Origin of the sequence: Persicimonas caeni, assembly GCF_006517175.1 — a bacterium.
GTDB lineage: Bacteria > Myxococcota_A > Bradymonadia > Bradymonadales > Bradymonadaceae > Persicimonas > Persicimonas caeni.
In genome coordinates this window covers 2,378,994-2,391,336 of sequence record NZ_CP041186.1, presented here as the reverse complement: position 1 = coordinate 2,391,336, position 12,343 = coordinate 2,378,994, and the positions used below count along the sequence as shown (strand labels likewise).

The window sequence follows — 12,343 nt, the reverse complement described above, 5'->3', positions numbered from 1 at the left end:
GATGCGTTCGTGGGTCGGCCTCGTCATCTTTGTTGCGGTCCTGGTCTCTACGACCTTGGGGTGGACCGCCGATGCGCTCGCGCAAGACGTGGTGGTGATCCCCGAGGTCGACGTCGAGGCCGAGCGCGAGGCGCCCGAAGAGGACGCGGCGGCGCCCGAGCGGACCGACGAGATCTCCGAGGAAGACATCAACCGTCGCCAGACCTGGCGGCTGGGCGATGCGCTCGCGTGGCTCACCTCGGCGACGCCGGTCGACTCGACCGGGACGAGCTCGGGGCTCATCGTCGACGGCCTCCCCGCAGCACAATTACAAGTTACCGAGGACGGCATGCCGGTCTCACGACCGGTGGGCGGGCCCGACGGGCCGTCGGTCGACCTCGATTCGCTCAGCCTCGCCGGTCGCGGGGTCGAGCGCGTCGAGGTGCACCGCGGCATGGGCCCCCCTGGCAGCGGACCTGCCAGCGGCGTCGTCGTCCAGTTGCACCGAGAGAAGCTACCCACTGGCCTGGGCCTCTCGCTGCAGACGGCCGGCCGCACCCTCGCGGGGCGGCCGGTCGACTCCTTCCCCACGCTCGCGCTCGGCGCGGCTCGGGCAGGCTGGGGCGCCGAGCGGGTCGACGTGCAGCTTCGGGCGAGCGCGAGCCGCCACGACGGCGTCGACGTCAACAGTGACGGCCAGCTCGATTCGGCCGACGAGCGCGACTACGGATTCGGCGCGCGGTCGGTGTGGCGCCCGTCCGCCAACTCGAAGGACTCGCTCGTCGTCGACGTCTCCTACGCCAACAACGTCACCGAAGGAGCGTTCGGGCCCACGAGCGTGCTGCGCGACCTCGTAGACACCGAGCAGGTCGTCGGGCGGGTGCTCGGCGAGTGGCGCTCGGCGGATGGATTTTCGCTCGAGCACAAGACGCAATTCGACGTCTACGACCATCAATTTTCCAAGCGCGTGCTCCAGAGCGGGTTCGAGCGCCTCAAAGCCGACACCGGCCAGCTTCGCGGCGTCCAAGACGTCCTCGTCCAGCAGTCCGTCGGCCGGCACCTGTTGGGCGTCGAGCTGTACGGCTCGCTCGAGCGGGTCACGCGCACCGGCGAGACCGGCGAGCTCCCCACCGTCGACCGGCTGCACGGGGGCCTGGGGCTGTCGGACACGTGGATGCCGACCTCGGCCGTCGAGGTGAGCGGCAGGTTGTGGGGAGACGTGCACACCGACTTCGAGGCGGGGTGGATGGCCGACGTCGGCGTGGGTTGGCAGGCGACCGACGCGCTGCAGCTTCGCGCGTCGGCCTCGCGCACCCGCAGGTTGCCGACCGCCGAGGAGCTCTTCTTGTTCTTCGATCACTCCGAGGTCGGCTACAAAGTGAGCGGCAACCCCGATCTGCGGCCCGAGCGGCTGTGGTCGGCGCGCGCCGGCGCTCGTGTGGCCCCCGCCGACGAGCTCGAACTCGACGCCGAGGTCTACTACCACCGGCTCGACGACCTGATCACGACCGCTCAGACGGCCGACCTGGCCGGCACGAGCCCGACGTTCACCTATACCAACGTGGCCCGCGCCCACACCGCCGGAGGGCGGCTGAGTCTGGGCGCCCGCGAACTCTTCGGCGGCGTCGACCTGCGGGTGAGCTACTCGTACCTGCCTCTGGCCGAAGACCTCGACACCGGCGAGCGCCTGGAGCTTCGCACCCATCACCAGGTGCTCGTGGAGATGAAGCGCGACTGGCTCGACGAGCGCCTGCAGACCTGGCTCGACGCCCGGTCGCGCTCGGCGTTGTCGGTCCCGAGCGGATCGCCCGGAGCGCCTGCGTACGTGCTCCTCGGGGCCGGCGTGGGGTGGAAGCCCGCCGATGACTTTTTGGTCCGCCTCGACGCGGACAATTTGCTCGACCAGACCAACGCGACCTGGGGTCCGAAGACGGGCCTGAGTGTGCTCGCCTCGGTCGAATATCACTATCACAGCAACGATCGCACAACTGGAGAAGAATGATGTCTATGGTCAACGACATGACTCGAAAAGGTCTGATTTGGTCCGCCTGCTTGGTGTTGCTCGGCGCGGGGATGCTCGGGTGCGACAAGAGCGCGCCCGCCAGTGAGAAGGGCGTCGAGCAAGGCGCCGAAGCGAGTGCCGAGGCCGCCAAGGAGAACCCTGTAGAAGAGCCCGCCGAAAAGCAGCGCATCGTCTCGCTGGGGGGCACGGTCACCGAGATCGTGTACGCGCTCGGTGCAGGGGACGCGGTCGTCGCGGTCGACAAGTCGAGCGTCTATCCGGAGGCGACCGAGGAGCTTCGCACCCTCGACCTGTTTCGGACGGTCTCGGCCGAGGCGGTCTTGTCGCACGAGCCGACGCTGGTGGTCGCCACCGACGCCGCCAACCCCGACGGGGCGTTCGAGCGCATCGAAAAGGCGGGGGTGAAAGTGCTTCGGCTGACGGCCGACGAGACGGTCGACGCCGCCAAGGCGCGAATCTCCAAGCTCGGTGAGGCGCTCGGCAAAGAAGGCGCCGCCAAAGAGCTCCTCGCGACGCTCGACGCCGAGCTCGCCGAGGCGAAGTCGGTCGCCGAAGCGTGTGACAAGCCGGCGAAGGCCCTCTTTATGTACGCACGCGGACGCGGCACGACGTTTGTGGCCGGCAAGGACACTTCGGCGTCGCGCATGATCGAGCTGGCCGGGGCGACGCACGTGCCCGGCAACATCGAGGGCTTCAAGCCGATGACCGCCGAGGCCGTGCTCGAGGCGAACCCCGACACCGTGCTGATGACCGGCAGCGGCCTGAAGAGCATGGGCGGCGTCGAGGGGCTTCGCGGGGTCAAGGGCTTGAGCGAGACGGCCGCGGTCGAAGAGGGCCGGGTGGTGACGATGGGAGATCTGGAGCTTCTCGGCTTCGGCCCGCGCACCGGCCAGGCCGCCGCCAAGCTCGCCAAGAAGCTGTGTCTCGACGAGGCGCAGGCCTCCAACGCCGCGGAGTGATCGATGAGCGCGGGAGTGAGCAATCAGGGGGCCCGTGGGCGGCGCTTCGGGGTCGGTGATGCGCCTGCGGCGTACCTGTTGGGGGCGGGCGTCGTCGCCGCGGCGATCCTGGGGCTGGTCATCGGCGCGGCGGACGTCACGCTGGGCCAGATCGCGGCCGTGATCGGCGCGAAGCTCGGGGTGACGGCGTCGCCGGGGGCGCAAGTCGAGGTCATCGTCTGGTCGATCCGGCTGCCGCGAGTGCTCATGGGCGTGTGCGTCGGCGCGGGGCTGGCGCTGTGCGGAGCGGCGTTGCAGGGGATGTTTCGCAACCCGCTGGCCGATCCCGGGCTCATCGGCGTGTCGAGCGGGGCGGCGGCGGGCGCGGCAACAGCGGTGGTCGCCGGTTGGGCGCTCGAGTCCCTATTTGGCTGGATGCAGCTCGGCTGGATACCGCAGTCGCTGTTGCTGCCCGCGGCCGCGTTTGTGGGCGGCCTCGCTGCGACCCTCGTCGTCTACCGGATCGCGACGAATAACGGGCGCACCTCGGTGGCCACGATGCTGCTCGCCGGCATCGCGGTCAACGCGGCGGCCGGCTCGATCATCGGCCTGTTGACCTACGCCGCCGACGAGGCCGAGCTGCGAAGCCTGACGTTGTGGACGCTCGGAAGCCTGGGCTCGGCCGACTGGGCGCAGCTCGCGGTGTGCGCGAGTTGCCTGGGCGTGGCCGGATGGATGCTCGTTCGCCGCGCCGACGAGTTCGATGCGCTGTTGCTGGGCGAACACGAGGCGCGCGACCTGGGCGTCGACGTCGCCGAGCTCGAGCGGCGTATCGTGGTGATCAGTGCGGTGGTCGTGGGGGCGTCGGTCGCCTTTACGGGGCTCATCGGCTTCGTCGGCCTCGTCGCGCCGCATATCGTGCGGCTGTGGCGTGGGCCGAGCCACCGCCACGTGCTCGGCCTGTCGATGTTGCTGGGCGCGCTGCTCTTGGTCTGCGCCGACACCGTCTCGCGCACGGTGGTCGCCCCCGCCGAACTCCCCATTGGGATCGTCACCTCCTTGGTGGGCGCGCCGTTCTTTCTGTACCTGCTCGTTCGCCGCCGCTCGGAGTACTACCTATGAGCTTCATCGCGAAGAACGTGACCGTCACCGCGGGCGCCAAGACGCTGGTGCGAGACGCCGCGCTTGTGTGTGCCCCGGGCGAGGTCGTGGCCATGATTGGACCCAACGGGGCGGGCAAGTCGACGCTGTTGTCGGCGCTGGCTCGACGCCGCGAGGCCGCCGGCGATGTTCGCCTCGACGGGCGCGCGCTCGGTGATTGGCCAGGCGACGCGCTCGCCCGGCGCCGAGGCGTCTTGAGCCAAGAGCACCACATGCCCTTTGGCTTCTCGGTGCGCGAGGTGGTCGAGATGGGGCTATTGCCGTGGCGCGCCGTCGCTGGAGGGCCCGCGCGGGTGCGCACCCTCGATTATCTGGAGGCCGTCGGGCTGCGCCGTTTCGCTCACCGCAAATACCCGACGCTGTCGGGCGGCGAGAAGCGCCGGGTCCAACTAGCGAGGGTGATGGTCCAGCTTCGCGCGCTCGAAGCGGTCGACGAGGCTCGCTACCTGCTGCTCGACGAGCCGCTGGCCAGCCTCGACATCGCCGAATCGGCGCGTGTGCTGACCCTGATTCGCCGGCTCGCAGACCGCGGGCTGGGCGTGGTGAGCGTCTTTCACGACCTCAACGCCGCGGCCAGCGTGGCCGACCGGGTCGTGTTGATGCGCGGCGGTGAGATCGTGGCCGCCGGACCGCCTTCCGTATGTCTCAATGCCACGGAGCTCGAGGCGTGCTTCGGCGCGCCGGTTGCGGTGTCGGCCGACGAGAGCGGGCGGCCACATATCCGAGCCCAACTATCGTTTTAGCCATTCGAAACACCACTTCACTGATGCGAGGAACCCGATGGATGCGAGGAACCAGATGACAGTCGATGAGACGAACTTCTTTGCCGCCGGCGAGGCGCGCCACGCGGTACGGCTGCGCCCCGATTGGGCGGAGTTGGTCGAAGCTTTCCAGGAACTCGGGCCGGTCGAGGTGCGCACCGAGAACCGCTCGGTGTCCCACATCAAGCGCGGCGAGTTCGACAACGTGAGCTTCGAGGGGCCGATCGGGCTCGTGCTCGCCGGTGATATCGACCTGCGCCTCTTCACCCATCACTGGAAGTGGGCCCGGGCGGTTCGCTCCGAGGCGAAAGACGCCATCGAGATCTACGATGGCTACGGGCGTTGCGTCTTCGAGGTGCGCTGTGTGGGGCGTTGCGACGCGCAAGCCTTTGTGAGCCTCGTCGACGCATTCGCCGCCGAGGAGTTCGAGTCGGTCGAGCCCGACGAGCTTCCCGACGAGCCGCCCATGCAGGTCGAGGACGTCGACGACGAGACCGCCGCGTCGTTCGCCCAGGCGTGGCGCGACATGGAAGACACCCACGAGTTCTTCGGCATGCTGCGCGAGCACGGCCTCGAGCGCCACGTCGCCCTCGAGTTGGCGCCCGACGGGTTCGCGGTCGAGGCCGAAGACGGGGCGCTGCATCGGGTATTCGAGCTCGCCGAGGCGTCGCAGACGCCGATCATGGTGTTCGTGTCGAGCGGCGGCTGCGTCCAGATCCACACCGGCACGGTGCGCGTCGAGCACCTCGACGAGGCGGGCATGCGCGTGGAGGGGCCGAATTTCGAGCTCTGGGTCGACCGCACCCAGCTTGCGGACGCGTGGGTGGTCGAGAAGCCGACCGTCGACGGCATCGTGACCTCGTTGGAGGTATTCGACCGACGCTCGGAGATGGCTTTTCAGGTGTTCGGGGAGCGCAAGCCGGGTAAGCCGGAGCTCGAGGCGTGGCGGAAGATTGTGGCGCAATTGGCGCCGTAGACGTCGCGCGTCCGGGGGGAACGCGCGACAGAACTTCGAATAGTTCGACTGGCAGAATAGTTGTAACCACCGCCAGATGGTGCTACGCATCGCGTACCCGCACCGCCTAATCCGAAACACGACTAGCTAGAACATACGTTCGGAGTTCAATTACATGATCACCCGATTCAAGCTCATTTTTTTCGCTCTGTGCCTGTCGATGGCGGGTATGACCGTTGCTTGCTCCTCCTCGCCGGAGGTGCCCGATCAGAAGCAGGGCAAGCAGCACAAGTACAAGTCGACGCAGGAAGGCGAGTCGGCCGACAAGGCCGGTCAGACCGAGGGCGCCAAAGAGAAAGAGCAGACCGCCCAGGCCGGCGACGCCCAAGAAGAGGGCAAGATTCCGACCGCCGAGGGCCCCATCGCCCACATCGACGGGGAGCCGGTGAGCGCGGAGACGTTCAACACCGAGATGAAGAAGATCGTCGACTCGGGTCAGTTTCCGGTCCAGCTGCTGAGCCAGGTCAAAGACCAGATCATCAGCAAGATCGTCGACCGCGAGCTCATCGACCGCGCCGTCGAGAAGGCCGATATCGAGGTGAGCGAAGAGAAGCTCGAGGAGCGCGTCCAAGAGATCCGCGCCCAGTTCGAGGAGGCCAACGCCAAGCTCAACGGCCAGATGGGCTCGCTCGACGACATGGTCAAGAACCTCGGCATCACCAAAGAAGAGTTCCGTGACTCGGTGCGCGAGTCGCTTGCCATCGAGCAACTTCTGGTCAAGCGCGGCATGGAGTATCCGAGCGACGAGGAAGTCAAGAGCTTCTACGAGGAGAACAAAGAGGCGTTCAATCGCCCCGAGCAGGTGCACGCGCGCCACATCCTCATCAAAGTCGAGCCCGAAGCCGACGAGGCTGCTTGGGAGAAGGCTCACAAAGAGGCCCTCGAGATTCGTAAGAAGGCGACCGCCAAGGGCACCGACTTCGCCAAGCTCGCCGAGGAGCACTCGCAGGGCCCGTCGGCTAACCAGGGCGGCGATCTGGGCTGGTTCGGCCGCGGCCGCATGGTCCCCGAATTCGAGGAGGTCGCCTTCAACCTCGAGAAGGGCCAGGTCTCCGAGCCGGTCAAAACCCAGTTCGGCTGGCACCTCGTTAAGAAGGTCGACGAGCGCGAGGCTGGTACGGTGGCTTACGACGAGGTCAAAGACCAACTCGAGAACAAGCTTCGCAACCAGCGCGTCCAGCAGGCGCTCCAAAGCCTGTTGAGCGACCTGCGCGCGAACACCAAAGTCGAGCTTCACCCCGAGAACGTGAAGTGAGGTGGGTCGGGGTTTCGGGGTCGTGGGGTCTCGGCCGTTGATGGCTGGACACCTGCGACCCTCGGCCCTATGATCGGCTCGTTGTACCAAAACCGACTGACCGTTCAGTATCCCTGCTGCGCAAGGAAGTGGTGCTATGAGCCGTGTCTCGACCCAGATTTTGGATCTTGTGACCGCCGATCAGATCGACTGTGACGCGCTGGAATCGGCCTTCGACGAGGCGACTCACGAGCAGCGGGTGCAGGCGATTCGCGAGTTCACTCCCAAGATTCAGAAGCGTCTCTTCGAGGCCGCGGAAGGGCGCCGGGTGGACATCGAGCACATCGTGCCGTCCGAGAAAGGCTCACTCGAGGAGGTCATCCACGAGGGGCAGAACACGCTGCCGGCGTTTCGTAAGTTCCAGAAGCGCTTCTGCCGACCCAGCCGCGACCAGCGCCAGTCGAATCGCGAGGTGCTGTGGGGCTACAACCACCAGACGATGTCGCCGTTTACCGGTCCCGGCTACTTCGTGGCCTACGAGGATGAAGAGAGCGGCGAGGTCTGGATCGACTACCGCGAGCTCCCCACCGAGCGGCCCGACGAGTGGCCCAAGATCATCAGCAACAAAGCGCGACTGGGCCGATTCGTCTATCACGGCATGGTCGATCGCCTTCGGCGGGTCTCGCAGCACTGCACCATCGGCCGCGCCTACAAGGGCAAGCCGATGGACGCGTGGTTCGTATTGGTGCGGGCGGATTAATCCCACACGAACAACCATTTGACGGCCTTGTAGCCGCCGTAGAAGACCCAGCCGAGCGGCCCGGGCGTGACTTCCTCTTCGACGTTGAGGCGGATGCTCGCGTAGGTCGTCTCGCGCTTCATGGTGCGCATCTGACCTTTGAGCCGTTCGAGCTCGATGGTCACCCGCGACAACTCCTTTTCGACCTCCAACACATCTTGGACCTTGGCGCTCTGGGCGAGCAGTTGCTGCAGGCGCTGGCGGGTCTTCTCGAGGTTGTCGATGCGAATCTCGAGGTCGACGTACTGTGACGTCACGTCGACGACGCTGACGTGCTTGTCGGTGACCTCGCCCAGCGCCGCCAACTCGTCGAGGAAGTTCTCGGCCCGCTCGGTCGGCACCATCATGGTCACCGAGTGGGTCGACGCGCTCTGGATATAGCCGTTGGCGTTCTGAGCCAACTGCCGGGCTTTTTCGATGGTCTTGGGGATATCGTCTTCGTTGTCGACCTCGACGGTCAGCCAGGCGTTGCGCTTGAGCTTTCGCCCGTCGATGCGGGCTTCGCCGCCCGACTCGCTCGCTTCGTCACTGCCGGTGAAGCCGCCTCCCGAGGAGCGGGCCACGGCCTCGGATTGCATGGCGGAATCGGCCGACTTGCCGGCGTTGCTACAGCCGGCCAGGGCGAGGGTGGTGAGCAGGACGAGCAGGGCGGTCGATTGGGTAAGGCGGTTCATGGGAGCTCCGTAGGTTCATCCGTCGGTTCGGATGGTTCTAACGGAGGCGACGCCCGAACGATCTAAAACTCCTGCCACACCGACATCTTCCTCTCCGCCCGTAGCGAAGCGAAGGGAAGGAGAGGATTGAGGAGAGGACTCCCTTTCCATGTAGCGAAGCGAAATGGAGAGGGACCGAGGGAGAGGCTGTTCGACTTCTTATACGTCTACTTGTTTCATGTACGCCTGTCCTCCTCCTCCTCGGTCCTCCTCCACTTCGCTTTGCTCGCGGAGGAGGAGGCCCCTCCTCGGTCCTCCCCTGCGCTTCGCGCGGGGAGGAAGATGTTACGCGACTCTACTCTCTTGTCTTTTCGCGCTGTTTCTTTGTCTTTTCGCGCTGTTTCGCCTTCTCGCGCGTCCCCGGTCGCTCGTAGATGCTCAACACCGGCACCCCGTCGATGCTGACCACATGAGCCGGGGCCATCGTGCCGTACTCGTTCCACAGTCGCGTGAGCGGCCAGACAAAGGCGCGCTGGTGGTGGAAGAGCCCGTATTGGCTGCCCCGGTAGCTCGACCCGCGCAGGTCTTTTCGGACCATGTCGTCTCGCCGGTACATATTCCAGGCGTAGCCGGTGGTGTTGTGGGTCCACACACGCGCGTTTTTGGGGGCGTGCTCGTCGAGCCAGGGCAGGCCCTGGCGGGCGGTGTAGCCCCAGAATTGGCGCATCATCTGGGAGTCGGCGGCGCCGCGGTACGAGCCGATGAGCTCGTTGTAGTAGCTGGTGCCGAAGGGGTGGCTGTACCAGGTCGCATAGACCGCCGGGCCGAGCACCGAGACCGTCAGCAGGCCGGCGACGGTCCAACCGACGGCCGGTCGGACCAGGCTCTCCTTGTACTCGTGGAGCGCACGCATCGTCATGGCGCACGCCATGGCCACGCCGGCGCCCGAGAGCATCGCCATAAACGGCATCGCCGGCATCCAGTGCTTGGTGCCGCCGAAGACGGGCGTGTCGGGCATGCCGATGAGGACGATCGGAAAGAGGAAGTTGATCGCCAACAGAAGCCCGGTGCCCTTGGGGTCGAAGCCCGCTCGCGGGTCCTTGGTGTTGGGGAGTTCGCGCCGGCGAAGCGCGGCGTACCACTGCTTGGCCCAGTCGACGAAGCGCCACTGGCGTGCGGCTGCCCAAATACCCAGGACGAACGAGAGCAGAATGGTCGCGGGCACGGTCACCGCCGTCATCACCCACGGGAAGGCCATGGGGAATGGGGGCAGATCGAGGCGCTCGCCGAAGTACCAGACGAAGTAGTGGACGTGCTTGAGGTGGAAGTTCAGGTACCACTCCACGCGGTTCCACGTGTCGAACCAGTGGCGTGGCCACAGCGCGTAGAACAGAATCGGCCCGATGACGGCCATCGCCACGAACGCCCAGGGCACCGGCGGGATTTTGAGCCGCGCGCCCGCCTCGTCGCGCTTGAAGCCGAATTCACGCCAGTGCACGAAGAACCAGTGCAGCAAGAGCACCGGCGGCAGGAAAAAGGCGTTGAGCTTGGCGGACAGCGCCAGGCCCCACAGCACGCCGGTGGCCACCGCCCACCCCTTGCTCTCGTAGCTTCGCCAGTAGGCGTAGACCACCATCAGCCACAGCGCGGTCACGGGCACGTCGAAGACGGTCAAGTGGGCGTGGAAAAAGAAGCGCGGCTGGAACAGGAGGGCGCCGACGGCGATCAGGCCCGCGAAGCGGCCGAAGGTCTGCCGGCCGAACAGGTAGGTGAAGAAGACGGTGATCGCCCCGAAGGCGACCCCGGGCAGGCGCATCGCCTCGGAGTGGCTGAGCCACTCGAGCTTGTCGTGGAACAGCTTGTGGCTCAGCGCAAAGAGCGTCTTGACGAGCACGGGGTGCTCGGGGTTGTAGCTCCAATGCTTGTCGACGTTCGCCTTGGTGAAACTCTCGGCGAGGTTGCCGGCGAGCAGGTTGTCCCACAGCTCTTCAAACCAGCCGATATACTCGTAGGCGGCGTGGAAATAGAAGCTCTCGTCGCGCGTGAAGCCCATGTCGAGGGTGGCCATCAAGAGCGCGAAGGTGCCCAGGAGCACCGCCGCGCCGATGGGCCAGTCCCAGCGATCGAGGGGCTTGGGACGCCAGTAGGTGCGTTTGGAGTCGGTCATGTCGGGATGTGTACGGTGTCTACCAGAGCACGCTCATGCGCACTCGGGCCAAGCTCTGCGCACCCTGCGGGGCGCCAGAGGCGTCTTCGAAGGCTTCGCCGGGGAAGAAGATACCGTATTCGCCCTTCATTTCCAGCGTCAGCTCGTCGACCGGCTCGAAGCGGTACTGCATGGCCGCGTCGAACTCCATGCCCAGATCTTTGGAGGCGGGGCTGCGCCCGTTGATGCCGGTGGGCACGCCGCCATTTTCGAAGGAGTTGTACGGATCGAAGACCGGCTGATCGGCCTGCGCCCACAAGAAGCTGAAGCCTGCCAAAAAGCCGTCTTCCGAGCCGTAGAGCACGCGCGGGCTCAGGTACAGGGCGTTTTCGATGCCGCCGTCGTTGACCAATCCGCCCACGCCTTTGGGCGCCTCGCCGCTGCGGGCGGGATCGTGGATGGCACTCACGCTCGTGCGCGTGACCGCCGGCAGGTAGTAATCGAACATCACCAGTCCGACGTTGTAGTTGGGGTCGAACCGAAAGCGGTAGAGCGTGTCGTCGTCGGTGTTGGCGTCGCCCGAGGCGTAGCCGCTGCGAAGCTCGAGGCCGAGCTTGGCCGGCTCGTAGTGCACGCCGAGTTCGGCGGCGGCGCCCAGGCCGGTGACCGACACGGGCTGGCCGTCTTGGGTGAGCGAGCGGTTGGACGTGCCCGTCAAAAAGGCAGCCTCGGCGGCGGCGCGGACCTCGAAATCATCGGCCACGCTCATCGTGTGGTCGCCGTAGACGTCGAACGCCCAGATCTCCAGAAAGTCGTCGTCGCGGTCGGTCTGGTTGCGGTAGACGACGTAGGTGCCGCCTTTGGTCTGCTCGGTGTCGTACAGGATCGCGCTCATGCCCTGCAGCGCCTGATCGCCGGCCAAGAGATCGGCGTTTTCGTCGCGCCACACGTAGTCGCCGCCCACGGCGAGGTAGACGTCTTTGAGAAAGCTCTTCTCGGAGAGCGGACGGAGCGGGGCGGTAGCGAAGACGGCGCGGATGACCCGGTCGCCGCCGAAGTGTTGGTTGAAGAGACTCTCGGTCTGCGTCGAGCCGCCGTTGGCCAAGATTCCCAGTCCCCACTGGCTCGTCTGCAGGCCACCGCGCAACTGACCCACGGGGGTGAGCCACTGCGCGTAGAACTCGCGCGGGTCGATCAGGCGCCCGCTCGACAAAAGATCGCGGCTCGCCTGGGTGCCCGACTGCGCGTCCTCGGGCACCGCCGGATCGCTGTCGCCGGCGAGTCGCCCGGCGAACAGGTCGACCTCGGCGACCATCCTGAACTCCTCGTTGTCCATGTCGATGCGCCCGCGGATCAACTGGCGCAAGGCGGTGCGCTCACCGTCGCCGGCCGCAAAGGTGGGGTTGTCGGCCAGATCTCCCCAAAGACGGTAGAGGAGCTTCGGAGACGTGTCGTCGTCGTCCTCGGCGGTCGTCGAGGCTTGCTCGCCCTGCGGAACGGTGTCCTCCTGGGCGAAGGCCGTTGCCGGGACGAGCAAGGAGAGACAGAGGAGAGGAAGGATGGCTTTGGAAAGGGTATTCATGAGACCAACGTCGCAAGTTGTGTTTCGTATGGTTTACATGAGGCGACGGGAG

At 66.2% G+C, this 12,343-nt stretch carries 10 protein-coding genes; 7 read left to right on the top strand and 3 right to left on the bottom strand.

The window, feature by feature from the left end; all coding sequences use genetic code 11:
• Position 1: 1 nt before the first annotated feature.
• The 7 genes from FIV42_RS08870 to FIV42_RS08840 all read left to right on the top strand — a co-directional run bounded on the left by FIV42_RS08870 (position 2) and on the right by FIV42_RS08840 (position 7,871).
• Positions 2-1,981, top strand: coding sequence for a TonB-dependent receptor plug domain-containing protein (locus FIV42_RS08870; protein WP_141197331.1), 1,980 nt, complete (start codon positions 2-4; stop codon positions 1,979-1,981).
• Positions 1,981-2,961 (top strand): heme/hemin ABC transporter substrate-binding protein, encoded by a 981-nt coding sequence (locus FIV42_RS08865; RefSeq protein ID WP_168210510.1) that lies wholly within the window; start codon positions 1,981-1,983, stop codon positions 2,959-2,961. Before FIV42_RS08870 ends, FIV42_RS08865 begins: the two co-directional genes overlap by 1 nt.
• Before the next feature lie 3 nt (positions 2,962-2,964).
• Positions 2,965-4,062, top strand: a complete 1,098-nt coding sequence (locus FIV42_RS08860) for a FecCD family ABC transporter permease (RefSeq protein WP_141197329.1) — start codon at positions 2,965-2,967, stop codon at positions 4,060-4,062.
• Complete coding sequence (locus FIV42_RS08855; protein ID WP_141197328.1) at positions 4,059-4,844, top strand: heme ABC transporter ATP-binding protein; 786 nt, start codon at positions 4,059-4,061, stop codon at positions 4,842-4,844. The genes FIV42_RS08860 and FIV42_RS08855 overlap by 4 nt, the downstream gene beginning before the upstream one ends.
• Before the next feature lie 55 nt (positions 4,845-4,899).
• The gene (locus FIV42_RS08850; RefSeq protein WP_168210509.1) at positions 4,900-5,838 is read left to right on the top strand and encodes a ChuX/HutX family heme-like substrate-binding protein; all 939 of its coding nucleotides are present in this window, start codon (positions 4,900-4,902) and stop codon (positions 5,836-5,838) included.
• Positions 5,839-6,046: 208 nt separating this feature from the next.
• Positions 6,047-7,132 (top strand): peptidylprolyl isomerase, encoded by a 1,086-nt coding sequence (locus FIV42_RS08845; protein ID WP_168210508.1) that lies wholly within the window; start codon positions 6,047-6,049, stop codon positions 7,130-7,132.
• Positions 7,133-7,268: 136 nt separating this feature from the next.
• Positions 7,269-7,871 carry a hypothetical protein gene (locus FIV42_RS08840; RefSeq protein ID WP_141197325.1) on the top strand — a complete coding sequence of 201 codons (603 nt, stop codon included), beginning with the start codon at positions 7,269-7,271 and terminating at the stop codon, positions 7,869-7,871.
• On the opposite strand, the gene FIV42_RS08835 is transcribed toward FIV42_RS08840, so the two are convergent.
• The 3 genes from FIV42_RS08835 to FIV42_RS08825 form a co-directional block, all read right to left on the bottom strand.
• On the bottom strand, positions 7,868-8,584 hold the full coding sequence (locus FIV42_RS08835; RefSeq protein WP_141197324.1) for a DUF4349 domain-containing protein: 717 nt from the start codon (positions 8,582-8,584) through the stop codon (positions 7,868-7,870). The genes FIV42_RS08840 and FIV42_RS08835 overlap by 4 nt on opposite strands.
• A gap of 334 nt (positions 8,585-8,918) precedes the next feature.
• Complete coding sequence (locus tag FIV42_RS08830) at positions 8,919-10,730, bottom strand: ArnT family glycosyltransferase (protein ID WP_141197323.1); 1,812 nt, start codon at positions 10,728-10,730, stop codon at positions 8,919-8,921.
• Positions 10,731-10,749: 19 nt separating this feature from the next.
• Positions 10,750-12,291 carry an alginate export family protein gene (locus FIV42_RS08825; protein ID WP_141197322.1) on the bottom strand — a complete coding sequence of 514 codons (1,542 nt, stop codon included), beginning with the start codon at positions 12,289-12,291 and terminating at the stop codon, positions 10,750-10,752.
• Positions 12,292-12,343 lie beyond the last annotated feature (52 nt).

What these genes read in the sequence shown, in the direction of transcription:
- FIV42_RS08870 (WP_141197331.1), top strand. Translation starts at nt 2, where the DNA reads ATGCGTTCGTGGGTCGGCCTCGTCATCTTTGTTGCGGTCCTGGTCTCT.
- FIV42_RS08865 (WP_168210510.1), top strand. Translation starts at nt 1,981, where the DNA reads ATGTCTATGGTCAACGACATGACTCGAAAAGGTCTGATTTGGTCCGCC.
- FIV42_RS08860 (WP_141197329.1), top strand. Translation starts at nt 2,965, where the DNA reads ATGAGCGCGGGAGTGAGCAATCAGGGGGCCCGTGGGCGGCGCTTCGGG.
- FIV42_RS08855 (WP_141197328.1), top strand. Translation starts at nt 4,059, where the DNA reads ATGAGCTTCATCGCGAAGAACGTGACCGTCACCGCGGGCGCCAAGACG.
- FIV42_RS08850 (WP_168210509.1), top strand. Translation starts at nt 4,900, where the DNA reads ATGACAGTCGATGAGACGAACTTCTTTGCCGCCGGCGAGGCGCGCCAC.
- FIV42_RS08845 (WP_168210508.1), top strand. Translation starts at nt 6,047, where the DNA reads ATGACCGTTGCTTGCTCCTCCTCGCCGGAGGTGCCCGATCAGAAGCAG.
- FIV42_RS08840 (WP_141197325.1), top strand. Translation starts at nt 7,269, where the DNA reads ATGAGCCGTGTCTCGACCCAGATTTTGGATCTTGTGACCGCCGATCAG.
- FIV42_RS08835 (WP_141197324.1), bottom strand. Translation starts at nt 8,584, where the DNA reads ATGAACCGCCTTACCCAATCGACCGCCCTGCTCGTCCTGCTCACCACC.
- FIV42_RS08830 (WP_141197323.1), bottom strand. Translation starts at nt 10,730, where the DNA reads ATGACCGACTCCAAACGCACCTACTGGCGTCCCAAGCCCCTCGATCGC.
- FIV42_RS08825 (WP_141197322.1), bottom strand. Translation starts at nt 12,291, where the DNA reads ATGAATACCCTTTCCAAAGCCATCCTTCCTCTCCTCTGTCTCTCCTTG.